Annotated in this window: 24 protein-coding genes; 12 read left to right on the top strand and 12 right to left on the bottom strand. The window is 67.8% G+C overall.

Annotated elements, in window-relative coordinates:
* Positions 1–52: 52 nt before the first annotated feature.
* Positions 53–1447: a formimidoylglutamate deiminase gene (locus J3R73_RS25670; RefSeq protein WP_307433971.1), complete on the bottom strand. Its 1395-nt coding sequence runs from the start codon at positions 1445–1447 to the stop codon at positions 53–55.
* A gap of 112 nt (positions 1448–1559) precedes the next feature.
* On the opposite strand from J3R73_RS25670, the gene hutC reads away from it, so the two are divergent.
* From hutC to J3R73_RS25650, 4 genes are all read left to right on the top strand, one after another.
* Complete coding sequence (gene hutC / locus J3R73_RS25665; RefSeq protein ID WP_307433969.1) at positions 1560–2354, top strand: histidine utilization transcriptional repressor HutC; 795 nt, start codon at positions 1560–1562, stop codon at positions 2352–2354.
* Between the two features lie 264 nt (positions 2355–2618).
* A complete protein-coding gene (gene hutU / locus J3R73_RS25660) occupies positions 2619–4289 on the top strand; it encodes a urocanate hydratase (RefSeq protein WP_307437686.1) in 1671 nt (556 codons plus the stop codon).
* Between the two features lie 403 nt (positions 4290–4692).
* On the top strand, positions 4693–5058 hold the full coding sequence (locus J3R73_RS25655; RefSeq protein ID WP_307433966.1) for a nuclear transport factor 2 family protein: 366 nt from the start codon (positions 4693–4695) through the stop codon (positions 5056–5058).
* A gap of 90 nt (positions 5059–5148) precedes the next feature.
* Positions 5149–5973, top strand: coding sequence for a helix-turn-helix domain-containing protein (locus J3R73_RS25650; protein ID WP_370880010.1), 825 nt, complete (start codon positions 5149–5151; stop codon positions 5971–5973).
* Between the two features lie 9 nt (positions 5974–5982).
* Here J3R73_RS25650 and J3R73_RS25645 read toward each other — a convergent pair whose 3' ends face one another.
* Together J3R73_RS25645 and J3R73_RS25640 are read right to left on the bottom strand one after the other, a co-directional pair.
* Positions 5983–6510 carry a YegJ family protein gene (locus tag J3R73_RS25645; protein ID WP_307433964.1) on the bottom strand — a complete coding sequence of 176 codons (528 nt, stop codon included), beginning with the start codon at positions 6508–6510 and terminating at the stop codon, positions 5983–5985.
* A 137-nt stretch (positions 6511–6647) separates the two neighbouring features.
* On the bottom strand, positions 6648–6833 hold the full coding sequence (locus J3R73_RS25640) for a hypothetical protein (RefSeq protein WP_307433962.1): 186 nt from the start codon (positions 6831–6833) through the stop codon (positions 6648–6650).
* An 87-nt stretch (positions 6834–6920) separates the two neighbouring features.
* Between J3R73_RS25640 and J3R73_RS25635 the strand changes: the two genes are divergently transcribed.
* Positions 6921–7799 (top strand): LysR substrate-binding domain-containing protein, encoded by an 879-nt coding sequence (locus J3R73_RS25635; protein ID WP_307433960.1) that lies wholly within the window; start codon positions 6921–6923, stop codon positions 7797–7799.
* 20 nt (positions 7800–7819) lie between these two features.
* Here the strand turns inward: J3R73_RS25635 and J3R73_RS25630 are convergent, their stop codons facing one another.
* The 8 genes from J3R73_RS25630 to cyoA are packed head-to-tail and all read right to left on the bottom strand — an operon-like array spanning position 7820 to position 15319.
* On the bottom strand, positions 7820–8338 hold the full coding sequence (locus J3R73_RS25630) for a YegJ family protein (protein ID WP_307433958.1): 519 nt from the start codon (positions 8336–8338) through the stop codon (positions 7820–7822).
* A 50-nt stretch (positions 8339–8388) separates the two neighbouring features.
* A complete protein-coding gene (locus tag J3R73_RS25625; RefSeq protein ID WP_307433955.1) occupies positions 8389–8922 on the bottom strand; it encodes a response regulator transcription factor in 534 nt (177 codons plus the stop codon).
* Complete coding sequence (locus tag J3R73_RS25620) at positions 8912–10285, bottom strand: ATP-binding protein (RefSeq protein ID WP_307433953.1); 1374 nt, start codon at positions 10283–10285, stop codon at positions 8912–8914. The genes J3R73_RS25625 and J3R73_RS25620 overlap by 11 nt, the downstream gene beginning before the upstream one ends.
* Positions 10272–11123 (bottom strand): SURF1 family protein, encoded by an 852-nt coding sequence (locus J3R73_RS25615; protein WP_370880112.1) that lies wholly within the window; start codon positions 11121–11123, stop codon positions 10272–10274. Before J3R73_RS25615 ends, J3R73_RS25620 begins: the two co-directional genes overlap by 14 nt.
* On the bottom strand, positions 11123–11497 hold the full coding sequence (gene cyoD, locus J3R73_RS25610; protein WP_307433949.1) for a cytochrome o ubiquinol oxidase subunit IV: 375 nt from the start codon (positions 11495–11497) through the stop codon (positions 11123–11125). Before cyoD ends, J3R73_RS25615 begins: the two co-directional genes overlap by 1 nt.
* Positions 11494–12129 (bottom strand): cytochrome o ubiquinol oxidase subunit III, encoded by a 636-nt coding sequence (gene cyoC / locus J3R73_RS25605; RefSeq protein ID WP_307433947.1) that lies wholly within the window; start codon positions 12127–12129, stop codon positions 11494–11496. The genes cyoD and cyoC overlap by 4 nt, the downstream gene beginning before the upstream one ends.
* Before the next feature lie 4 nt (positions 12130–12133).
* The gene (cyoB, locus tag J3R73_RS25600) at positions 12134–14137 is read right to left on the bottom strand and encodes a cytochrome o ubiquinol oxidase subunit I (protein WP_307433945.1); all 2004 of its coding nucleotides are present in this window, start codon (positions 14135–14137) and stop codon (positions 12134–12136) included.
* Positions 14138–14155: 18 nt separating this feature from the next.
* Positions 14156–15319, bottom strand: a complete 1164-nt coding sequence (gene cyoA / locus J3R73_RS25595) for a ubiquinol oxidase subunit II (RefSeq protein WP_307433943.1) — start codon at positions 15317–15319, stop codon at positions 14156–14158.
* 181 nt (positions 15320–15500) lie between these two features.
* Between cyoA and J3R73_RS25590 the strand changes: the two genes are divergently transcribed.
* The 5 genes from J3R73_RS25590 (at position 15501) to J3R73_RS25570 (ending at position 20717) form a co-directional block, all read left to right on the top strand.
* Positions 15501–16835, top strand: a complete 1335-nt coding sequence (locus tag J3R73_RS25590) for an MFS transporter (RefSeq protein WP_307433941.1) — start codon at positions 15501–15503, stop codon at positions 16833–16835.
* Positions 16836–16967: 132 nt separating this feature from the next.
* On the top strand, positions 16968–18674 hold the full coding sequence (locus J3R73_RS25585) for a fatty acyl-AMP ligase (protein WP_307433940.1): 1707 nt from the start codon (positions 16968–16970) through the stop codon (positions 18672–18674).
* A gap of 175 nt (positions 18675–18849) precedes the next feature.
* Positions 18850–19605, top strand: a complete 756-nt coding sequence (locus tag J3R73_RS25580) for an outer membrane protein (RefSeq protein WP_307433938.1) — start codon at positions 18850–18852, stop codon at positions 19603–19605.
* Between the two features lie 125 nt (positions 19606–19730).
* Positions 19731–20384 carry a GNAT family N-acetyltransferase gene (locus J3R73_RS25575; RefSeq protein ID WP_307433936.1) on the top strand — a complete coding sequence of 218 codons (654 nt, stop codon included), beginning with the start codon at positions 19731–19733 and terminating at the stop codon, positions 20382–20384.
* A gap of 51 nt (positions 20385–20435) precedes the next feature.
* Complete coding sequence (locus J3R73_RS25570) at positions 20436–20717, top strand: acyl carrier protein (protein ID WP_307433935.1); 282 nt, start codon at positions 20436–20438, stop codon at positions 20715–20717.
* 104 nt (positions 20718–20821) lie between these two features.
* Here J3R73_RS25570 and J3R73_RS25565 read toward each other — a convergent pair whose 3' ends face one another.
* The gene (locus tag J3R73_RS25565) at positions 20822–21859 is read right to left on the bottom strand and encodes a sugar-binding transcriptional regulator (RefSeq protein ID WP_307433934.1); all 1038 of its coding nucleotides are present in this window, start codon (positions 21857–21859) and stop codon (positions 20822–20824) included.
* A 131-nt stretch (positions 21860–21990) separates the two neighbouring features.
* On the opposite strand from J3R73_RS25565, the gene J3R73_RS25560 reads away from it, so the two are divergent.
* Positions 21991–23490, top strand: coding sequence for an FGGY-family carbohydrate kinase (locus J3R73_RS25560; protein ID WP_307433932.1), 1500 nt, complete (start codon positions 21991–21993; stop codon positions 23488–23490).
* Between the two features lie 38 nt (positions 23491–23528).
* Positions 23529–24545 carry a thiamine pyrophosphate-dependent dehydrogenase E1 component subunit alpha gene (locus tag J3R73_RS25555; protein ID WP_307433930.1) on the top strand — a complete coding sequence of 339 codons (1017 nt, stop codon included), beginning with the start codon at positions 23529–23531 and terminating at the stop codon, positions 24543–24545.
* The last annotated feature ends 6 nt before the right edge of the window (positions 24546–24551 follow it).

Raw genomic sequence — 24551 nt, 5'->3', positions numbered from 1 at the left:
GGTCTTTCGCAAAACCGGTGCCTGCTTGCCCGGATCATGCATCCGGCAGGCTTTATTTGCGAGCCAGTTTTCTGATCACGATGCGAAAAGCCGCGTCGACGGCTTCGTCCTGCGGGTGGCGCCCGTCCCGGATGCGCCAGGCGCCAGCCACCATGACGTCGCGCACCGTGCGGTCGCCGAGGGCGAACAGCCAGCGGTCGAGGATGGCGTCGCCGCGGGCGCTGTCGATGAAGGCGTCGCGGCCGTCGAGGACGACGAGGCTGGCATGGTGCCCCGGCGCGATGGCGCCGACGGGCTGGCCGAGCGCCTGCGCGCCGCCGGCGAGCGCGGCGGCGTAGAGGTCGCGCCCGACAGAACGGTGCGGGCCGTCGGCGAGGCGGTTGCGGCGCTCGTCGCGCAGGCGCTGGCCGTATTCGAGCCAGCGCAGCTCCTCGACGACGCTGGGCGAGACGTGGCTGTCGGTGCCGATGCCGATGCGGCCGCCCTGGGCCCGAAACGACACGCCCGGAAAGATGCCGTCGCCGAGATTGGCTTCGGTCACCGGGCAGAGGCCGGCGACGGCACCGCTCGCGGCGAGGCGCCGGATCTCGTCCTCGTCGGCATGGGTGCAGTGGATCAGGCACCAGCGCTCGCCGACCGGCATGTGGTCGAACAGCCATTGCATCGGGCGCTTGCCGCTCCAGGCCAGGCTGTCGTCGACCTCCTTCTGCTGCTCGGCGACATGGATATGCACGGGGCAGGCCCCCGGCAGGCTCGCCGTCAGCGCGTCCATCTCGTCGGGCGTCGCCGCCCGCAGCGAATGGAAGGCGTAGCCGAGCGTGGCGCCGGCCGCATCGCAGGCGGGCGCCAGGGCGGCCATCAGCCGCTCGAAGCCGTCGACGTCATGGATGAAGCGGCGCTGGCCCGCATGGGGGGCGGCGCCGCCGAAACCGGCATGGGCATAGAAGACCGGCAGCAGCGTCAGGCCGATGCCGGCGGTCCCGGCCGCGGCGAGGATGCGCTTCGACATCTGCGCCGGATCGGCATAGGCGGCGCCGGACCGGTCGTGATGCAGGTAATGGAATTCGGCGACGGCGCCGAAGCCCGCCTTCAGCATGTCGACATAGAGCTTGGCGGCGATCGCCTCGGCATCCTCGGGCTCCAGCTCGCCGACCGTGCGGTACATCTCCTCGCGCCAGGTCCAGAAACTGTCGTCGCCGGCGCCCGACACTTCGGCGAGGCCGGCCATGGCGCGCTGGAAGGCGTGGGAGTGCAGGTTGGACAGTGCCGGGATCACCGGCCCGGCCGCGATCTCGGCGTTTTCGGTGGTGGCATCGGGCGTCACCGAGGTGATCGTTCCCGCCGCGTCGATCTCGATCCTGACATTGTGCGCCCAGCCGCCGGGCAGCAGGGCCTGCGCTGCCAGCAGAGCGTGGGATCCATGGATGTGGCGGCGGGAATCGGGCATGATTGGTCTACCCATATGCGCAACTTGTATGTATAAGTCTTATAGCCAAATTTTGGCGGGTCGCAAGCCGTCCGCCGGCGAAAAGTGGCGCGGGCAGGAAGGGGCACGGAAGATGAGCGGGCCGGGGCGAAGGAAAGCGGACGTTGCCGATGCCGTCACCCCGCTCTATGCCGAGGTGAAGCACCATATCATGACCCGCGTCCTCAGCGGCGAATGGCCGCCGGGGCACCGCATTCCCTCCGAAAGCGAGTTGGTGGAACTGCTCGACGTCAGCCGCATGACGGTCAACCGCGCCTTGCGGGAGCTGAGCCTCGAGGGCGTGCTCATCCGCATGCAGGGGCGGGGCTCCTTCGTGGCCGGCGGCAACAGCCGCTCGGATGTGTTCGAGGTCACCAACATCGCCGAGGAGATCCGGTCCCGCGGCCATGACTACAGCGCGCAGATCCTGCTGCTCGACACGCTGAAGGCGACGCCGGACGTGGCGGACCGCCTGGAACTGTCGATCGGCAGCCCGGTTTTCCACTCGATCATCGTGCATTGCGAGAATGAGGTGCCGGTGCAGCTGGAGGACCGCTATGTCAATCCCATCGTCGTGCCGGATTATCTCGACAGCGATTTTTCGAGCGTCACGCCCAACCAGGTGCTGAGCGCGGCCGTGCCGTGGAGCGAGGCCGAGCATCGCATCGAAGCGGTGCTGCCGCAGGCCTGGGAGTGCAAGCTGCTCGCCATCGCCCGCGCCGATCCCTGCCTGCTGATCCGCCGCCGCACCTGGGCGGCGGGCTGGACGGGCCCCGAGGGGGCGCCGGGCGGCGAAGGCGCCGATCCGGTGGTGACCTCGGTGCGGCTGCTGCTCCCCGGCGGGCGCTACCGCATCGAAAACCGCCGCCGCGCCAACCGGGCGGGGTAGGGAGCGCGGACATTGGGGCGATTGGGTCGATCACCGATCGACCTTCTTCCTTGCCGCAACCTCCGCGTTTCCAAGACGGGCGATCGGTGATCGCCCCTCCTTAATCCGGTCTTCCACGGCAAAGTCAGCGCCTATGCACGTCCTGCTCGCCCTTGGAAACAGCGCATTCCAGAAAATGCGGGTACGACGTCCGCGCTCACACCTTGACATTTCCGCGATTTCTTCGCTAACTTGTATATACAAATCATGAAAGGCCAGGACATGCTGAGCAATGCCCGTTTCCGCGATGTCGAAATCCGCGCGCCGCGCGGCAAGGAGCTGAACGCCAGGAGCTGGCTGACGGAAGCACCCTTGCGCATGCTCATGAACAATCTCGATCCCGACGTCGCCGAGAATCCGAAGGAGCTCGTCGTCTATGGCGGCATCGGCCGCGCCGCCCGCGACTGGGAGAGCTTCGACGCCATCGTGAGGACGCTGAAGACGCTCGGCGACGACGAGACGCTGCTCGTCCAGTCCGGCAAGCCGGTCGGCGTGTTCCGCACCCATGCCGATGCGCCGCGCGTGCTGATCGCCAATTCCAACCTCGTGCCGCATTGGGCGACCTGGGAGAAGTTCAACCAGCTCGATGCCGAGGGCCTGATGATGTACGGCCAGATGACGGCCGGCTCCTGGATCTATATCGGCTCGCAGGGTATCGTGCAGGGCACCTACGAGACCTTCGTCGAGGCCGGGCGCCAGCATTATGGCGGCGATCTTTCCGGCCGCTGGATCCTGACCGCCGGGCTCGGCGGCATGGGCGGGGCGCAGACGCTCGCCGCCACCATGGCCGGCGCCTCGATGCTCGCCGTCGAATGCCGCCAGGAGGGCATCGATTTCCGCCTGCGCACCCGCTATGTCGACGTCCAGGCCCGGGATATCGACGACGCGCTGGCGATCCTCAACAAGGCGACCACCGAGAAGAAGGCGGTTTCCGTGGCGCTGCTCGGCAATGCCGCCGAAGTGCTGCCCGAACTGGTGCGCCGCGGCGTCAAGCCGGACATGGTCACCGACCAGACTTCGGCGCATGATCCGCTCAACGGCTATCTGCCGATCGGCTGGACCTGGAGCGAGTACAAGGAACGCGCCCGCCTCGAGCCGGCCCATGTCGTCGCCGAGGCCAAGAAGTCGATGGCCGTGCACGTGCGCGCCATGCTCGCCTTCAACGAGATGGGCGTGCCGACCTTCGACTACGGCAACAACATCCGCCAGATGGCGAGCGAGGCCGGCGTCGCCGATGCCTTCGCCTTTCCCGGCTTCGTGCCGGCCTATATCCGTCCGCTGTTCTGCCGCGGCGTCGGCCCGTTCCGCTGGGCGGCCCTGTCGGGCGACCCCGAGGACATCCGCAAGACCGACGCCAAGGTCAAGGAGCTGATCCCCGACGATCCGCATCTGCACAACTGGCTCGACATGGCCGGCGAGCGCATCGCCTTCCAGGGCCTGCCGGCGCGCATCTGCTGGGTCGGCCTCGGCCAGCGCGCCAGGCTGGGCCTCGCCTTCAACGCCATGGTGCGCTCGGGCGAACTGGCGGCGCCGATCGTCATCGGCCGCGACCATCTCGATTCGGGCTCGGTCGCCTCGCCCAACCGCGAGACCGAGGCGATGCGCGACGGCTCCGATGCGGTGTCGGACTGGCCGCTGCTCAACGCGCTGCTCAATTGCGCCTCGGGCGCGACCTGGGTGTCGCTGCACCATGGCGGCGGCGTCGGCATGGGCTTCTCGCAGCATTCGGGCATGGTCATCGTCTGCGACGGCTCGGAAGCCGCCGACCGCCGGCTCGAACGCGTCCTCACCAACGACCCGGCCACCGGCGTGATGCGCCATGCCGACGCCGGCTACCAGATCGCCATCGACTGCGCTAGGGAGCAGGGGCTCAATCTGCCCATGCTGAACAAGTAGGTCCCCGGGAGCGCGGACATCCTGTCCGCTCTTCCTTCCCGCCAAGCGCCGCGGTCCCGCGATGGACTCAGGCACGGCCCAAGAGGGCCAGCCGCCTTCTCCCGGTCGGGGAGAAGGTCCGGCAGGGGATGAGGGCCTGAACCTCGGCCAGGTCGGCTTGACGGTCGCGCTTTGGTTGTTGAACGCCAGACCCTCATCCGGCGCTTCGCGCCGCCTTCTCCCGCCCGGGAGAAGATCGCGCTGTTTTCTGCCGAAGTCCGGGCACCGAACTGCACCGCCCCCGGCCCATGACCTCCTACGTAATGACCTCCTACGTAATGACCTCCCGCGTAATTGCCGCGCGCCCCGGCCTCGCCCATCCTCCGCCTGCCCGACGAAGCGGGCGATGAAGAGGAGACGGACGATGACCAAGGCAGCCATGATCGCGGAGCGCTATATCGCGCTGTGGAACGAGACGGATCCGGATCGCCGCCGCGCCCTTCTGGCCGGCACCTGGACCGAGAACGGCACCTATGTCGACCCGCTGATGCAGGGCGCGGGCCATGACCAGATCGACGGGCTGATCGCCGCCGTGCAGGCCCGCTTTCCCGATTTCCGCTTCGCGCTCACCGGTCGGCCCGACGGCTATGGCGATCATGTGCGGTTCACCTGGGAACTCGGCCCCGAAGGCGGCGAGGGCCTCGTCAAGGGAACCGATTTCGCCGTCCTCGACGGCGAGCGCCTCAAGGCCGTGAGCGGCTTTCTCGACCAGGTGCCGGCCGGTGCGTAGGGGGGCCCCGCACGGGCTTTACGTCACCCGCAGGGAACGGCTCAATCGCGATAGCGCCGCCTTCGCCGGCGGCGAGGAGGGAGAATGGGCATGATCGGCAGGCCGGCGCAGTCCATCGGCCATTATCTGCGCGAATGGCGCCAGCGCCGCCGCATGAGCCAGCTCGACTTCGCGCTGGAAGCCGAGATCTCGCAGCGCCATCTCAGCTTCATCGAGAGCGGGCGTTCGGTGCCGAGCCGGGAGATGGTGCATCATCTCGCCGAACGCCTGGATGTCCCCCTGCGCGAACGCAACGTCCTGTTCCTGGCGGCGGGCTATGCGCCGGTCTTCCCGGAGCGTCCGCTCGACGATCCCGCTCTCCGGCCGGCCCGCGAGGCGATCGACCTCGTCCTTCGCGGCCACGAGCCGTTTCCGGCCCTGGCGGTCGATCGGCATTGGACGCTGGTGGCGTCCAATGCGGCGGTCGCGCCGCTGCTTGCCGGCGTCACCGAGGCCCGCCTGCTGGAGCCGCCGGTCAACGTGCTGCGGCTGGCGCTGCATCCGGGCGGCCTCGCGCCGCACATCGCCAACCTGCCGGAATGGCGCGCGCATCTCCTCGATCGCCTGCGCCACCAGGTCTGGATCACCGGCGATCCAGTCCTGTCGGGCTTGATGGCTGAGCTCTCGGGCTATCCCGACCGCGCGGCGACACCGGTGCGCCGCCTGGCGCCGCAGCCGCGCGACTATGCCGGCGTGGTGGTTCCGCTCGAACTGGTGACGGAGGCCGGGCTGCTCTCCTTCTTCTCGACCGTCACCGTGTTCGGCACGCCGATCGACATCACCCTGTCGGAACTGGCGCTGGAGGCGTTCTTTCCGGCCGACGCGGAAACGGCCGAGATCCTGCGCCGGCTGGCGGCCGAGCGGCAGGCATCGTGACCCTGCCGATCATGTTCCCTCGTCGCAGGTCAGCCCTATCTCGAGCTTCAGGGCCCGCGCCTCGTCCGGGTTCTCCCGGCTGAGCTCGACACAGGTCGTGAAGCTGCCCCGCATCCTGCCATTCTTGACATAATGCCAATCGCTGATCTGCTCCTTGCCGAAGGATATCCGCTGCCCGAGGACGACGTTTCCGACGACCACAGGGTCATTGGCGACGGTGCCGACGAACACGTCGCCATCATGGGAGAGCTCGTTGACCCACAAATATTCGGTGTTGTCGCCGTCGACGATCGGTATCTTGACCGCGAGAGAAGAGACATCCTCCGTTCTGCCGTCGAGGACGGCAACGAACTCCGCCAGACGGTGTCGCGCCTCGCTGATGGCGGCCAGCATCTCCGGGTCGTCGGGGGCGACGACATCGATGCCGCCCTCTTCTGCGCTCCGCGGGACGTGCCGCGCGTTTGCCGCGCCTGGACCTTGCGCCGCCGCCAGCCACAGGACGGCGAGCCCCGTCAGGATCGCGTGACCTCGCTTCATTGCCGCCCCCAAACATAGACGCTTCATTAACGGACGTGAGCCCGATCACGCCGAGGTTCGACCATGGTGACCGCCTTGCCTCTATCGGTCCCGCCCGTTCCCCGCCGCCAAACATGGCATGACTCGTCCGTGACGATCTATCGATTTGTCTCGCAATCCGCCGTGTTTCCGGCCGGCGGACGATCGATCGGCAGGTCCGCCAATTGGCGTGGGGTCATCGCACGCAGGCTCGGATGGTCGAGCGGCTCCGGCGGGACGGGCCGGTCGGGAGGGCGGCGCTTTCGCCGCAGACCAAGGGCATCGAGGATCCGCAGGATCGGCATGGGCTGTCTCCTTCGCTGCCGCCGACCTGGAGCATCGCGCCCGCGAAAGAAATGGAGTTTTGCCGCCCCTGGGTTTAGAAAAACTGCATGGATATCCTGCTGCGCCACCAGCTCAATGCGCTCAGGGCCGTCGAGGCGGCCGGGCGGCTCGGTTCCATGGCGAAGGCCGCCGAGGAGCTGGGCGTGACGGTCGGCGCCGTCAGCCAGCAGGTCCACAAGGCCGAGCGGCGGCTGCGCCAGCCCCTCTTCGTGCGCGGTCCCAAGGGACTGGTGCCGACGGCGTTCGGTGCGCCGCTGCTGGCCGGGCTTTCGCGGGGGTTCGGCGAGATCGCGCGGGCGCTCTCCGCCGCCGAAGGGCGGGCCGAACATGTGCTGACGGTCTCCGTCGCGCCGGTGTTCGCGGCGAAATGGCTGGTGCCGCGCCTCGCGCGCTTCCGCGATCTGCGGCCGGACCTGCAGGTCCGCATCGACGCCTCGGTCGAACTGGTGGATTTCGCCGCCTCCGACGTCGATGTCGGCGTGCGCATCGGCACCGGGCCCTGGCCGCATGTGCGGGCCGCGCATCTGCTCGACCACGGCCTGTTTCCGGCCTGCAGCCCGGCTCTGGCCGCGCGGATCGGCGGCCTCGACGATCTCGCCCGCGTGCCGATCATCCGGGACCACAATTCCCCGGCCGGCTGGCCGACCTGGCTCGCCGGCCATGGCCGTGCCGGCATGACGCTCGGCCCGGGGCCGATCTTCTCCGACGCCTCGCTCTGCCTCGACGCGGCGGTCGCCGGCCAGGGCGTCATGATGGCGTGGCGGGTGCTGGCGCAGGATGCCCTCCGCGACGGGCGGCTGGTCTCGCCTTTTCCCCGGCCAGTCCCGACGGGCCGTTCCTATTGGCTGGTGACGTCGGACAGGGAACGGGCTTCAGCCAAGGTGAAGGCCTTCGAAAGCTGGATCCGGGCCGAGCTGAAGGAATAGGCGGCCGGCATTCCCGCCCGCTATTCGCAGATGAGCCCGATCTGGGCCTTCAGTTCCCGCGCCTGAACCGGGTCTTCGCGGCCGAGCAGCACACAGGTGGTGAAGCTGCCCTGCATCCGGCCGTCCTTCACATAGCTCCAGTCCCGGATCTGGCTCCTCGGGAAGGTGAGCTTCTGGCCGAAGGTGACGTTCTCCACGATCTCGGGCCGGTTGTTGACGGTGCCGCTGAAGCGGCTGCCGACATGCGAGAGGCCGTTGATCCAGAAATATTCGGTCTTGCCGCGGTCGGCGACGGCGATCTTCACCGAGAAGGCGCCGGCGCCCGGCAGACCGCCGTCGAGGGCCTCGACGAACCCGTCCAGCGTCCGCTGCGCGCGGGCGAAGGCGGCCAGCATGGCCGGATCGCCGGCCGGGGCCTTGGCCATGCCGTGCCGCTTGGCCTTCTGCTGAACCGTCTCGGCCTTTGCCGGCGCCGCGTTCTGGGCCGCCGCCAGGCACAGGACGGCAAGCCCTGCCAGTACCGCTTCGCGTCGCCTCATCCTGCCCTCCGGCATGTCGTCGGCCCATCCTCGGGGGAGGCCGCCCGCGGTCAGTTCACCCGTCGCTTCTCGAGCTTGCGCGCCAGCGTCCGGCGATGCATGCCGAGGCGGCGTGCGGTTTCCGAGATGTTGAAGTCGGTGTCGACCAGGGTCTCGTGGATTCGTTCCCATTCCAGCGTCTTGATCGAGGTCGGGCGGGGCGTGAGGCCGACGCGGCTGTCGCCGGCGCCCTTGCCGAAGGCATCCTCGATGTCGTCGGTGTTCGCAGGCTTGGCGAGGTAATGGCAGGCGCCGAGCTTGATCGCCTCCACGGCGGTGGCGATGCTGGCAAATCCGGTCAGCACGACGATCAGCATGTCCGGGTCGTGCTGGTGCAGGGCCTCCACGCAGGCAAGGCCCGACACCCCGCTCAGCTTGAGGTCGACGACGGCGTAGCCGGGCGAATGGCTTTCCAGCAGCGCCTGCATCTCCTGCAGGCTGGTTGCGAGGAGGACCTCGTATTCCCGCCGCTCGAAGGAGCGCTTGAGCGTGCGCGCGAAGGAGGCGTCGTCCTCGACGATGATCAGCTGGCGGTCAGGCGGCATGGCGCGACGCTCCGATCTCGATGGCGGCGATCGGCAGTCTCAGGCTCACGACCGCACCCCCGCCCGGATGGTTGTGCGCCGAGACGGAGCCGCCGAGCTTGCGGACCACGTTGACGACCAGGAACAGGCCGAGCCCGCCGCCGAGCTTGCCCTTGGTCGAGTGGTAGGGCTTGCCCAGTTGCGCCAGCATCTCCGGGGCGAAGCCGGGACCGTCATCCCTGACCTCGAGCACGAGGATGCCGTCCTCCCGGCGCACCGTGAGGCCGACGAAGGACGGCGAGACGTCCAGGGCGTTGTCGAGGACATTGAAGAGGACCTGCTTCAGGGCGGAATCCGAGACGATCTGAATGTCGCTGCCGACGGCGTTGATATAGGACAATATGGGCGTGCCGCGCGCCGTCCGCCAGTCGCGCACCAGGCCGTCGAGGAAGCTGTTCAGGCTCGTGACGGTCGGCGCTTCGCCGCGCGCCTCGCCGGCCGCCAGCAGGATGCCGGTGACGATGGCCTTGCAGCGGCCGATCTCGGCCTGCATCTCGTCGATTTCCTGCAGCATGGCGGGGTCGGAGGCCAGCATCGGCATGTGCCGCCAGTCGTTGAGGACGACGGCGAGCGAGGATAGCGGGGTGCCGAGCTCATGCGCGGCACCGGAGGCGAGCAGGCCCATCCGCACGATGTGGTCCTCCTCGGCGGCATGCTGCCGCATCGCCGCCAGCCCGGCATCGCGCTCGCGCAGGTTGCGGTTGATGCGCGAGACGAAGACGGCGAGCAGGCTGGCGTCGAGCACGAAGCAGACGAGGGCCCCCGCGATATAGAGATCGAACAGCCGCCTCGTATCGCCGCCCGGCAGTGCGAGCGGCTCATAGGAGACGATGAGGCCGGCGAAGCTGACGGCGGTGAGGGCGACGATGGCCGATGTCAGCCTTGCGTCGAGCAGCACGGCGGCGAGGGTGACCTGCAGCAGGAACAGGAAGATGAACGGGTTGGTCGCCCCGCCGCTGAGATAGAGCTGCGCCGTCAGCGCCAGGACATCGCATACCAGGGCGCCGAAAAGCGCGAAATTGGCGACGACGCCGCGATGCCTCAGCCAGGCCAGGCTGATCAGGTTGAGACCGACGAGGGCGCCGAGCACCCCGGCCATCGGGGCGAGCGGCAGCGCGATGCCGAGGGCGGCGTGCACCACCACGATGGTGACGACCTGCCCGATCACGGCGATCCAGCGCAGCAGGATCATCAGCGCCATGTTCTTGCGGTCGGTCAGGTCTTCCGCCGCGGCCAGCGCATTGGCGCCGGAGGCGGTGCTTCCCGCGGTCGCACCCGTTGCGGGCTTGAGCGGGTATGGGATCAGCCACTCACGAATCGACATGAGTCTCCTGGAATGCGTGCCGCCTCGGGCCTGCATTCTGCTCCGAAACGGCGTTCCGGCGAAGACGCCATTCATCGCGGGCCAGGAAAACGCTCCATCCCGCCGCCATGAGGGCGAGGCCGAACCAGGTCAGCGCGTAGACCAGGTGGTTGTTGGGAAAGGCGATCACCGTCAGGCCGCCGATCGGGGCGCCCGGGTCTGCGGCCGTGGCGTCGGCGTCGATGAAATAGGGCGCCGCCTGCGGCAGGCCGGCCGCGCCGGCGATGGCGGCCACGTCGCGCGAATACCAGCGGCCGCCCGCCGGATCGTTGTGGCGCAGGAACGCCCCGCCGGGCTCGGTCATGCGCAGCAGGCCGGTGACCGTCGTCGCCTGCGAGGCCGGGATGTGCTTGGCCGCGTCCGCCGGCACGAAGCCGCGGTCGATCAGCACCACGAAGCCGCCATCGGCCTGGAACGGCGTCAGCACCCAATAGCCGGCGCCCCGCTCGGTCACCGCCTGCACGAGGGCGTCGCGGCCGGCGAGGAAGCGGCCGCCCACGGCGACGCGCCGATAGGCGTCGTCGCCGGCATTGAGCGCCGGCCACGCCGCGGGGCCGGGTGCCGGTGCGGGCGCCGCATGGACGCGCCGGTCGACGCGGGCGATCAGGTCGAGCTTCCAGGCGCGGCGTTCGATCTGCCATACGCCCAGGCTCGTCAGCCCGATCACGGCGAAGGCCGCCACGAGGGCGAGGGCGAGGAGGGTGCGCAGGGATCGCGGCCGCCGCGCCAGGCCCTCCGCGGCGGGACCGGCTGCCCGCGCCGGCCGCCCGGCCGGGCGACCCGCGCGAGCCGCCGTCATCATGGCATCTGGCTCATGTCGTGGCCGGGCATCATGTTGATGTTGAGATGATACATGACCCAGATCGAGCCGCTGAGGGTGATGACGACCATCACGAGGGTGAAGATCAGCGCCATCATCGTCCACCCCCCTTCCGAGCGGACGTTCATGTGGAGGAAATAGATCATGTGCACCACGATCTGCACCGCGGCCAGGACCATGATGGCGAGGGCCGTCCCGAGCTTGGAGTCGAGCGTGCCGGTCATCACCAGCCAGAACGGCACCGCCGTCAGCACGACCGACAGGACGAAGCCGATCAGGTAGCTCTTCTGCGAGCCGTGACTCTCGCCATGGCCGTGATGGCCGGACTCGTGGGGGGCAGCGTCAGCGGTCATCGCAACATTCCCATCAGATAGACGAAGGTGAAGACACCGATCCAGATGATGTCGAGGAAGTGCCAGAACATGCTCAGGCACATCAGGCGGCGGCGGTTCGCCGGGATGAGGCCCTTGCGCGACACCTGGATCATCAGGGTCGCCAGCCAGACGAGGCCGCAGCTCACATGCAGGCCATGCGTGCCGACCAGGGTGAAGAAGGAGGACAGGAAGGCGCTGCGCTGCGGCGTCGCGCCTTCGGCGATCATGTGGGAGAACTCGCTGAGCTCGATGCCGATGAAGGCGAGCCCGAACAGGCCGGTCACCGCGAGCCAGATCTGGAGCGATCGGATCCGCCCCTTCTCCATCGCCAGCATGGCGAAGCCGTAGGTGATCGAGGACAGCAGCAGCATCGAGGTGTTGACCGCCACCAGCGGCAGGTCGAACAGGTCCTTGGGGGAGGGCCCCGCCGCATAGTTCCCGCCGAGAACGCCATAGGTGGCGAACAGCACCGCGAAGATGAGGCAGTCGCTCATCAGGTAGATCCAGAAGCCGAGCATGGTGCTCGCGCCGTCGGCGTGGGCATGCTCCTCGGTTTCGTAGAAGACCGGTAGGGTGGCGCCGTCCGGCGCGAGGCTCGTCGTCGTACTCATGATGTCAGGCTTGTCCGGCGATGAGACGGGTCCGTTCGCCCTCCGTCCGGGCGACCTCGTCGAGGGGGATGTGGAAGTCTCGGTTGTAGTTGAAGGTGTGGCCGATCGCGACGGCGAGCAGGGCGACGAAGGCCGCCGCCGCCAGCCACCACATGTACCAGACCATGGCGAAGCCGAAGACCAGGCTCAGGCCGGCGAGCACGAGGCCGGCGCCGGTGTTCCGGGGCATGTGGATGGCGCGGAAGCCTTCCAACGGGCGGACATAGCCGCGCTGCTTCATGTCGTACCAGGCGTCGAGGTCGTGGATGACCGGGGTGAAGGCGAAGTTGTAGGCCGGCGGCGGCGAGGCGGTCGACCATTCGAGCGTGCGCCCGTTCCAGGGATCGCCCGTCAGGTCGCGCAGCCTCTCGCGGTCGCGGATGCTGACGACGATCTGGATCAGGAAGCAGAGGATGCCGAGCGCGATCAGCGCGGCGCCGAAGGCGGCGATGACGAACCAGATCTGCAGCGAGGGATCCTCGAACACGCGCAGGCGGCGGGTCACGCCCATCAGCCCGAGGACGTAGAGCGGCATGAAGGCGAAGTAGAAGCCGACCACCCAGAACCAGAACGACAGCTTGCCCCAGAACGGGTCGAGCTTGAAGCCGAAGGCCTTGGGGAACCAGTAGCTGATGCCGGCGAACAGGCCGAACACCACGCCGCCGATGATGACGTTGTGGAAATGCGCGACCAGGAACAGGCTGTTGTGCAGCACGAAGTCGGCCGGCGGCACCGCCAGCAGCACGCCCGTCATGCCGCCGATCACGAAGGTGAGCATGAAGGCGACGGTCCACATCATCGGCAGTTCGAAGCGGATGCGGCCGCGATACATCGTGAACAGCCAGTTGAAGATCTTGGCACCCGTCGGGATCGAGATGATCATCGTCGTGATGCCGAAGAAGGAGTTCACGCTCGCGCCCGAGCCCATCGTGAAGAAGTGATGCAGCCAGACGAGATAGGACAGGATGGTGATGACGACGGAGGCATAGACCATCGAGGAATAGCCGAACAGGCGCTTGCCGGCGAAGGTCGAGACGACTTCCGAATAGATGCCGAAGCAGGGGAGGATGAGGATGTAGACCTCCGGATGGCCCCAGATCCAGATCAGGTTCACATACATCATCGGGTTGCCCCCGAAGTCGTTGGTGAAGAAGTTGGTGCCGACATAGCGGTCGAGCGACAGCAAAGCGAGCACCGCCGTCAGCACCGGGAAGGCGGCGACGATCAGCACGTTGGTGCACAGCGCCGTCCAGGTGAAGACCGGCATCTTCATCATGGTCATGCCGGGGGCGCGCATCTTGATGATGGTGGCGATCAGGTTCACGCCCGACAGCAGCGTGCCGACGCCAGCGATCTGCAGCGACCAGATGTAATAGTCCATCCCCGCATCGGGACTGTAGCCGATGCCCGACAGCGGCGGGTAGGCGAGCCAGCCCGTACGCGCGAACTCGCCGACGAACAGCGACATCATGGTGAGGATGGCGCCGGCGGTCGTCATCCAGAAGCTGAAATTGTTGAGGAAGGGGAAAGAGACGTCGCGGGCGCCGATCTGGAGCGGGACCACGAAGTTCATCAGCCCCGTGACGAGCGGCATCGCCACGAAGAAGATCATGATGACGCCATGGGCGGTGAACACCTGGTCGTAATGATGCGCCGGCAGGTATCCGTCGGAGCCGCCGAAGGCCATCGCCTGCTGCAGGCGCATCATGATCGCATCGGAAAAGCCGCGCAGCAGCATGACGATGCCGAGCACCATATACATGACGCCGATGCGCTTGTGGTCGACGCTGGTGAACCATTCCGTCCACAGATAGCCCCACAGCCTGAAATAGGTGAGGGCGGCGAGCACGGCGATGCCCCCGAGCGCGACGGCGGCGAAGGTGGCGACCAGGATGGGCTCGTGGATCGGCAAGGCCTCCAGCGTCAGCCTGCCGAAGATCATCTTGAGGAAAGCGGAATCAGCGAACATCGGAAGGGCTCCGCGGGATCAGGAATTCGAGGGACGGCTGGCGGATGCCGGCAACTGGAAGCGCGAGGGCAGCAGGCCGGGCCAGGGCAGCCCGGCGCCGCGCAGGGGCGAGGCGTTGGGCGCGGCAGGGTCGGCGACCGGGCGCGGCGCTTCGCCGCGGATGTCGTCGGGGGTGCAGAGCGAGGCGACATAGCTCCGGGCCGGACCGAACACTGCGCCGCGGCGGGCATATTTGTCGTAGGTCAGGGGCAGGGTCTTGCCGACGGCCTCCAGGCCCAGGCCGCCTTTGGCGTCGATCGCGCTCATCTCGCTCATGCACATCTTGCCGGGCTCGACGCACATGTTGAGGATGGCGGCGAACAGCCCGGGATCGACGGCGCCGTAATGGCGCACCGGTTCGTTCTCGCTCGGCCGCTCCAAAGCGAGGTAGCCGCTGCGATCGAGCATGCCGCCGGCCGCCTTGACCTCGGCCGTCCATTTGTCGAAGGCGGCGCCGTCCTGGCTGTGGAACGCAAACCGCATGCCCGAGAAGCCGGCGCCGCTGTAATTGGCGGAGAAGCCCTCATAGGTTCCGGCCGTGCCCATCACCGCGTGCAGCCGCGTCTGCATGCCGGGCATGGCGTAGATCTGGCCGGCGAGGGCCGGGATGTAGAAGGAGTTCATCACCGAGGACGAGGTGATGCGGAAATCGATCGGCCGGCCGGCCGGCGCCGCCAGCTCGTTGACGGAGGCGATGCCGTATTCGGGGTAGATGAAGAGCCATTTCCAGTCGAGGGCGACGACCTCGACCGCCAGGGGTTTCACGGCGGCGCCCGCGGCCTTGCCGGCCGAAGCGTTCCCGAGCGGCCGGTAGGGATCGAGAAGATGCGTGCTCGCCCAGGTGATCGCGCCGAGGCAGATGATGATCAGCAGCGGCGCCGACCAGATCACCAGCTCCAGCTGGGTGGAATGGTCCCAGTCGGGCTTGTAGATCGCTGCCTTGTTCGATTGGCGGTAGCGCCAGGCGAACAGCACCGTCAGCGCCATCACCGGCAGGATGATGACCAGCATGAGTCCGGTCGAGATCATCACGAGCCTGCCTTGCTGGGCCGCAATATCGCCGGGAGGCGACAGTACGATCGCGTTGCAGGCGCCAAGCAGCAAGAGGATCGGCAGGAGGGCGAGGATGCGGAGACGAGCCACGACGGGGTCCTGTGGTTGCGGACGATGTTCTCGGGCCTCTCGCTACCGCCTGGCCGGGGGGAGGGCGATTGGACAGTTTGTCCAATCACCGCCTTGCCCGATCCGTGAGAAACAGGCGGGTCTGGACCGGCGCCGAGCGGCGCCCAATTGAAATGGCGCGACCGAGGAGCATGTCCGAAGCATGAGCGCATCCACCGCGACCCCGACGTCACATTCGCTCGAGGCGGACGCCAAGCGGCTCAACGCCCATGGCGGCAGCGTCCGTCCGCAGGAGATCGCCATCGGCGTGATCATCGGGCGGACGTCCGAGTTCTTCGACTTCTTCGTCTACGCCATCGCGTCCGTCGTGGTGTTCCCCAAGCTCGTCTTCCCCTATGTCGACGCGCTCACCGGCACGCTCTATTCCTTCGCGATCTTCGCTCTCGCCTTCATCGCGCGGCCGGTCGGCAGCGTCATCTTCATGGCGGTCGACCGGGCGCATGGCCGCGGCGTCAAGCTGACGATCGCCCTGTTCCTGCTCGGCACCACGACGGTCGCCATCGCCTTCCTGCCGGGCTATGAGGAGATCGGCGTCGTCTCGGCCCTGCTGCTCGCGGTGTTCCGCATCGGCCAGGGCATCGCGCTCGGCGGCACCTGGGACGGCCTCGCCTCGCTGCTGGCGCTGAACGTTCCCGAGGAGCGGCGCGGCTGGTATGCGATGATCCCGCAGCTCGGCGCTCCGCTCGGCCTGATCGTGGCGAGCGCGCTGTTCGCCTATTTCATCCTCAGCCTGTCCGCCGCCGACTTCCTCGAATGGGGCTGGCGCTATCCCTTCTTCGTCGCCTTCGCCATCAATGTGGTGGCGCTGTTCGCGCGCCTGCGCCTCGTGATGACCCCCGAATTCACCCGGCTTTACGAAAGCCGGGACCTTGAGCCGTCGCCGGTCATCGATACCGTGCGGACCGAGGGCCGGACCATCGTGGTAGGGGCGTTCGCCCCGCTCGCGAGCTTCGCCTTGTTCCACATGGTGACGGTCTTCCCGCTGTCCTGGGTGTTCCTGTTCACCCAGGAGGATCCCGCCCGCTTCCTCGTCATCGAGATCATCTCGGCGGTCTTCGGTCTCCTTGCCATCATCGCCTCCGGGCCGATCGCCGACCGCGTCGGACGCCGGACCCTGCTCGGCGTCTCCGCAGCCGCCATCGCCGCCTTCAGCGGCTTCGCACCGCAGCTCCTCAACGGCGGGGAGATCGGCGAGACGGTGTTCATGGTCGTCGGCTTCATCCTGCTCGGGGTCTCCTTCGGCCAGTCTTCCGGCGCGGTCGCCTCGAACTTCTCCAATACCTACCGCTATACGGGCTCCGCCCTGACCTCGGATCTCGCCTGGCTGTTCGGCGCGGGCTTCGCGCCCTTCGTGGCGCTGTTCCTGTCGAGCCGCTTCGGGCTGATCTCCTCCGGCGGCTATCTGCTGTCGGGCGCCCTCTGCACCCTGCTGGCGCTGTTCCTGGTCAATCGGCGGCTCGACATCCAGGCGCGGTGATCGCGCCGCGTCGATGGACGAACGGTGGCGCATGGCGCTATCTGGTTCCATCGAGGAGGCGCGCGTCCGACGGAGCAGCCTTCCGCCGCCGCAGCGCGAGCGGCGGGCCAATCGCGCCGAGGCCGCCCGAGCATGATCGATGAGCGCGAGCAGGACCGCCTTCCCGAGCGCCTTGCCGACTTCCAAACCCTGTGGGAGGGCCTGGACTACGCGGCGCGGAGCGAGGCGGGCCTGCGTTTCTATTCCTCGCGGGGCGAAATGGAGCAGGCGCTGAGCTATCGCGACCTGCACGTCCGGGCCTCGGCGACGGCCCGCCGCCTCGGGTCGCTCGGATATCCGAGAGGCAGCCGCGTCGGCCTGATCGCCGCGACCGGGCCGGACTTCCTGGCCGCGTTCTATGGCTGCCAATATGCCGGCCTCGTCCCGTGTCCGCTGCCGCACACCGTCTATATGGGCGGGCGCGAGGCGTACAAGGCCCGTATCGCCGCGCTGCTCCGCGCGGCCGATGCGTCGCTGGCACTCGCGACGGGCGATCTGCTTTCCCTCGTCCAGGAGGCGGGCAGGCTGGGCTGGTCCGGGCACGCCCTGTCCTATGGCGCGCTGGCGGAGCGTCCCGATATCGGCGACCTCGCGCCGTTCGCGCCCGACGAGGACGCCTACATCCAGTTTTCGTCCGGCTCGACCGCCAGCCCCAAGGGGGTGAGGATCGGACAGCGGGCGATTCTCGCCAACACCCGCGCGATCCTCACCGAGGCGATGCGGCTGACGCCGGCGGACAGGAGCTTTTCCTGGCTGCCCTTCTACCACGACATGGGGCTGGTCGGGTTTTCGATCGCACCGATGCTCGGCCAGTGTCCGGTCGACTATCTCGCGACCTCGTCCTTCGCCCGCCGCCCTGCCTTGTGGCTGAAGCTGATGTCCGACAATGCCACGACGATCACCTATGCACCGGGTTTCGGCTACGAGCTTGCGGTCAGGCGGCTGGGCAGCGACGAAACAGCCATCGATCTGTCGCATCTGCGCATCGCCGGCGTCGGGGGCGACATGATCCGGGCAGACAGCCTCAAGGCCTTTGCCGCCGCCCTCGCGACGAGCGGCTTCAGCGAGAAGGCCTTCCTGCCTAGCTACGGCATGGCGGAAGCGACCCTCGCCATTTCCTTCGCCCGCTCGGAGGGGGAAATTCCCGTCGACCGGGTCGATCGGTCCGCGCTCGAGGGGAGCCATCGCGCCGTTCCGGCATCGGGGCCGGAGGCGCGCCTGTTCACGATATGCGGCAAGCCCCTGGACGGCCATGACATCGTCATCGTCGACCGCGCCGGTTCGCCTGTCGCCGATCGGGTGATCGGCCGCATCCTCGTCCGTGGTCCGAGCCTGATGACGGGGTATGTCGCCGATGCGCAGGCCGGCACCCCCGCAATCGGTCCCGACGGCTTCTTCGACACCGGTGACCTCGGCTATCGCTTCGACGGAGATCTCGTCGTGACGGGGCGGGCGAAGGATCTCATCCTGCACAATGGCCGCAATATCTGGCCGCAGGACGTCGAATGGGCGATCGAGCAGCTTCCGGGCCTGCGCCCGGGCAGCGTGGCGGCCTTCGCCGTGGAGACGGCCGATGGTCGCGACGAATTGACGGTGCTGGTGGAATGCAGCCTCGCCGCTGCCCTGGAACGCTCCGGCCGCAGACGGGATGTGGCGACCGCCATTGCCTCGAGCCAGGGCGTGGCGGCGCATGTCGTGCTGGTCCGACCCGGAAGCCTGCCCTTCACCTCGTCCGGCAAGCTGTCGCGGGCCGGTGCGAAGGCGCTCTACCTCTCCGGCAATCTCGTCGGGCTGGATTGATCAATGCGGGGCAGCCGAGACGCTGCGCGCCTGCGTCCGAAGCGAGGCCGGCCCGAGCTCGCCGAAGCAATTTTTCCCGGATGTTGCGCAAACGCAATATGCGGCGATATCGAGGCGAGGTAACATGATCATGTTATCCTTTCCGAGGCTGATTGGGCTGAAAATGAAACTGCGTTTGGCCTTGATCCTTGCGACGGCCTTCTCCACGCCGGTCTTCGCCACCGACCTCGCACCGAATCCGGTGGAGCCCTCGGCGCCCGTCGCCGAACCGTTTTCGTGGACGGGCTTCTATGTCGGCGCTCATGTCGGCGGTACGGACACCGGCGGCAAGCTGAAGGCGGCGGCGACGTCCGTGCAGAACAAATCCGCGGACGTTTCCAGGTCCGGCTTTCATTCCGGCCTCGGCTTCGAGGGCGGCGTGCAGGGCGGATATAATTATCAGATCAACCAGGTCGTGCTGGGTTTCGAGGCCGACGCCGACTTCGGCTCGTCGAAGAATTCGCAGTCCGCCATTGCCTCGTATGGCAGCCCCTATTATGCCGCGACGACGGTGAAGGACAGCAGCGAGTGGGGCGGGTCGCTGCGCGGCCGTCTCGGCTATGCATTCGACAATTGGCTGCCTTATGTCGCCGCCGGCGTGGCCATACGCGACGACAAGCTGTCCGCGGGCACGGCATGGCATACCTTCTTCAGCAGCCCGTCGCCATTCGGGACGAGTTCCGAGACGCAAGTGGGCTTTATCGGCGGCCTCGGTCTCGAATATGCGTTCGACGAGCACTGGTCGATACGCGCGGAAGGGCTGTATGCCCTATATCCCAAGCACAGTGCGACCTTCGTGGCCGGTGACGGCAATGGCGGAACCAGCACGATCAGGGCGAGTTCCAACCCGCAGGTCTTCACCTTCGACGTCGGGCTGAACTACAGGTTCTGATCCCGGCCTGCCGGAGATCTTGTCGGACCCGGGACGGGCGCTTCCGCCGGAAGCATCCGCGGGTTCAGCCTTTCACCGGCGCGATGGCCTTTGTCTTGCGGCGATTCGACTGTTGAAGAGGCGTCATGGCTCGCATGCCAACCCGGTTCGGGCCGCAGACCGGTCAATCCAGGCCGGGCGGCTGGAGCCCCTCCATCCTGCCGCCGTCCTTCGTGCGGCCGGCGCCAAAGCGGCCGGTCCTCATCGATACCGAACGCTTTCGGCTGCGCAGCCTTGCGGTGGCCGACGTCGACGCCCAATTCTGCAGCTGGTTCGCCGATCCCGACATGCTGCGCGGGCTCAACCTCGTGCGGGAAGAATGGACGGCGGAGGCGATCGAGAGGCGGATCCAGGCCCTGGCGGAGACGCCCAATTATCTTTTCGGCATCTTCACCCGGCCAGGCGCCGGGTTGATCGGCTATTGCAGCCTCGATATCAATCCGCGCCAGCGCACGGCGGAAATGACGGCGGCGATCGGCGACAAGGCCTGGCGCGGCCAGCGCGTGCTGGCGGAGATCGGGCGCCCCCTGATCCGCAATTTCATGGAACATGGCGGCGTCGACAAGGTGATCGCCCATGTGCTGGCCAGCAACCGGAAAGTCCTGTTCGAGCTGATCGGTTCGGATTTCTACTACGAAGCCCGGTTGCGCGAGGCCGTCCTGCTGGCCTCCGGCAAGCGCGAGGATCTGCTGGCCTTCGCCGTGCTGAAGAGCATCAGCTTCCCGGATTTGTGCAAATGACGGTCCCGCCGGTGATCCGGCTTTGAACGGATGCGAGGCGGCTGTACCGATATGGACGCTCTGGAAACGGCAAAGGATATCCTCGCCTCCTGCCTGGCCGTCCCGAAGCACGAGATCGGGGACGATGCGAGCATCTATGAACTCAAGGCGATCGACAGCGTGACGTTCGAAACCCTGGTGCTGGAGATCGAGGAGCGCATCGGCCGTGAACCCGATGTCGAAGCCTTGCTGGACATGCGCACGGTGCGCGACCTGGCCGGCCTGATCGCCTCCGGTGGAGACGCCCGAGGCGTTCGCCTGTTGTCGGAGAGGGACACGCCCCGGACGGAATGAACGGCCCTCGTGCATCCCCAGCCTTCGAACGCGCATGCGGAGGGGGCGCCGCCATCCGCCATCCGCCATCGGCACGGTCGGGAGGCCGCTGCGTCCGGCGGCGATCAGCGGCCGGCCCCGGGAAGGCTGCGGCCGCCCGATGCCGCGCCGATATGCTCGGCGACGGCGAGCGCGGTGTCGCCGTCGATGATCAGTCCGCGGGCGATGCCGCTGCGCAGCAGCGATATGGCGGGGATGGTCTTTTCGAGCCCAGCGGCCAGCAGCACGACATTGCGACCCCTCAGATAGGCGGTGTCGACCGCCAGGCTCCGCTCGGTCAGGGAGTGGGGCACTTCGCGGCCGTGAATGTCGAACAGCTTGCCGAGCGTGTCGCAGACCGCGCCGCTGTCGCGCACGCTGCGCATCTCGTCGGCCGAGATCATGTCCTGCAGCCGCAGGACCGCCGTCTCCTCCAATTCGCCGAGGCTGATCAGATAGAGATCGGCGGCCCGCGCCATCTCGACCGCGTCCATCACCATGCGCTGCGACATCAGCACCTGCTGGTCGGCGACCGAATCGGCGATGAACGGCACGGGCAGGAAATGCACCTCGCCGCCGGTGCGGGCGGCGAAGGCCTGCACCACCTCGAAAGGATTCGAGGCTGAATTGCGCGTCAGCGAGCCGATCAGCGAGACGAAGCGCGCCTGCGGATTGCGCACGCCGGCCAGCTGCAGCGCGACCTGCTCGATCGTCCGCCCCCAGCTCACGCCGACGGTGATCGGGCCGCTCCCGAGCTTGCCCCTGAGGAAATTGGCGCCGGCATTGCCGACGGCCCGCCGCGCCACCACGCTCTGGATCCGCTTCAATTCGGGATCGGCCGACTGCCGCGAGAAGCCGATGGTCGGCGTGGCGATGCAGAAGTCGAGCCCGAACTCGCGGGCGATCGCGTGCTCGACGCCGATGTCCCGCGCCGATTCATGGTTGATGGTGATGCTGACGAGCCCGCGGTCCCGCGCTTCCGACAGCATGCGGTTGACGCGGCTGCGATGCAGGCCGAGGCGGGAGGCCGTCTCCTCCTGGTTGAGGCCGGCGACGTAATAGAGCCACGCCACCCGCACGATCAGGGCGTCATCGGTCTCATGGGCCAGATTCAGAGTCAGCATGGCATCCGCGGGGGTTGGCGACGAACCATATTGACAAGTGCCGGCAATCAAATCAAATGTAGATCAAATGTCGTCTGCAAAAACAAATGTGCAGACGCGATCCGGCGGAGACCGGTGCGGGGAGGCTGCCTATGGGTTTCGTGATCGGCATCGACGGCGGTACGGAAAGCCTGCGGGCCCGCGTGTTCGACCTGACGGGCGCATGCCTCGGCTCGGCCTCCCATGCCTATGACACGCATTTTTCGCCCGGCGCCCGCGCCGAGCAGGATCCCGAGGATTGGTGGAAGGCGCTCGGCATCGCCGTCCGGCGGGCGGTCGGCGAAGCCGGCATCCCGGCCGATGCGGTCGAGGCGATCGGCCTGGCCACCACCAGCTGCACGGTGGTGGCGCTGGACCGCGCCGGCAAGGCGCTGCGTCCGGCCATCATCTGGATGGATGTGCGCGCCGAGGCCGAGGCCGCGGAAGTGCTCGCCACCGGCGATCCCGCTCTGGTGGTGAACTGCAACGGCCGGGGCCCGGTCTCCGCCGAATGGATGATCCCGAAGGCGCGCTGGATCGCCAGGCACGAGCCCGGGATCTTCGAGCGGGCCGCCACCATCTGCGAATACCAGGATTTCATGAGCTTGCGCCTCACGGGCAGACGCTGCGCCAGCCTCGACAACGTCTCCATGCGCTGGCACTACTCGACGCTGCGCGGCGGCTATCCCCGCAGCCTCGTCGCCAAGCTCGGCATGGAAGCCCTGCTCGACAAATGGCCGGCGGACGTGGTGGCGCCCGGCGACGTCATCGGCACGCTGACGGCGGAGGCGGCGGCCCATCTCGGCCTCGGCCTGTCCGTCAAGGTCGCGCAGGGCGGGGCCGACGCCTTCATCGGCATGATCGGCCTCGGCGTGTCGAAGCCCGGGCAGCTCGCGCTCATCACCGGCTCCTCCCATCTGATGTTCGGCGTGTCGGCGACGCCCGTCTCGGTCGACGGCCTGTGGGGCACCTATGCCGACGCCGTCTATCCCGGTCTCCACATCATCGAGGGCGGGCAGACCTCGACCGGCTCGATCATCAACTGGCTGCGGCGCCTGGCCGGCGGCACGCTGGACCTGGCGGCGCTCAACGCCGAGGCGGCGGCGCTGGAACCCGGCTGCGACGGCCTGCTGGTGCTCGATCATTTCCAGGGCAACCGGACGCCCTATGTCGATGCCCTCTCCCGCGGCGCCTTCGTCGGCCTGACGCTCGGCCACGGCATGCCGCATCTGTTCCGGGCGACGATCGAGGGCATCTGCTTCGGCACCCGGGCCATCCTCGACGGCATGAGGGGCGCCGGCTTCACCGCGACCGAGATCACCATCGGCGGCGGCGCGACCTCCTCCGACCTCTGGCTGCAGATCCACGCCGACACCGCCGGCCTGCCGGTCAGCGTGCCGGCGTCCACCGAGGCGCCTTCGCTGGGCGCGGCGATCCTCGCCGGCGTCGGTGCCGGGCATTTCGCCAGCATCGACGAGGGCATGGCGGCGATGGTCCGTCCCGGCCGGCGCATCGAGCCGCGGCCGCGGGAAAGCGCGCTCTATGACGATCTCTACAGGCGCTACGCGCAGCTCTATCCGGCGCTGAAGCCCTTCAATCCCGCACGGGCCTGAGGCCAGGCCCGTCTCCCGATCCGATTCCGGTGGTTCCCATGTCGTCCAACCTGCCCCTTTTCGATCTCTACCGTACGATGCGTCGCATCCGCACCTTCGAGGAGCATGTGGGCGAACTCTATGTGCGGGGCCTTTCGGCCGGGTCGATGCTGCACCTGTCCATCGGCGAGGAGGGGGCCGCGGCCGGGGTCTGCGCGGCGATGAAGCCGCAGGACAGCTTCACCACCCATCACCGCGGCCACGGCATCTTCCTGGCCCGCGGCGCCGAGCCGGACCGCATGATGGCCGAGATCGGCGGCAAGGAGACGGGCTATTGCCGTGGCAAGGGCGGCTCGATGCACATCGCGGACATGGCGCTGGGGCATCTGGGCGCCAACGCCATCGTCGGCGGCGGCATTCCCCATGTCGTTGGCGCCGGCCTCAGCTACAAGCGGCAGAAGAAGGATGCCGTCTCCGTCGCCTTCTTCGGCGACGGCGCCATGCAGCAAGGCATCCTCTATGAGAGCATGAACATGGCGGCCCTGTGGGAGCTGCCGGTGCTGTTCGTCTGCATCAACAACCAATACGGCATGGGCACGCGCATCGACCGGGCGACCCGCTCGACCGCCTTCGACAAGCGCGCCGAAGCGTTCGGCCTGAAAGCGGAGATGGTGGACGGCGAGGACGTCGAGAGCGTGTTCCAGGCCGCCCAGGGCATGATGGATGCCGCGCGGGCCGGCCAGCCCGGCTTCATGGCGGTGTCCTGCTTCCGCTTCTACGGCCACGGGCGCATGGACAAGAGCCCCTATCGCAGCGCGGAGGAGGAGGAGACCGGGCGCAAGCGCGATCCGGTGGCGCATGCCCGCGCCGGCCTGCTCGCCCGGGCCCTGGCGACGCCGGAGCAGCTCGATGCGCTCGATGCGCAGATCGCCCGTGAGATGAGCGCCGCCATCGACTTCACCGCGGCCTCCCCGGCGCCGCCGCTGACCTCGATGTTCCGCGACGTCTATGGCGCCGGCCAGCCGGAGCCCGAGCCGGCGCGCAGCCGCATCGACCGCATCCTGGCGCGCGTCTGAGGAGAG

It is taken from the genome of Labrys monachus, from assembly GCF_030814655.1.
GTDB classification, from domain to species: domain Bacteria; phylum Pseudomonadota; class Alphaproteobacteria; order Rhizobiales; family Labraceae; genus Labrys; species Labrys monacha.
The sequence above is the reverse complement of the archived record's forward strand: the minus strand, read 5'-3'. Positions and strand labels throughout refer to the sequence as shown.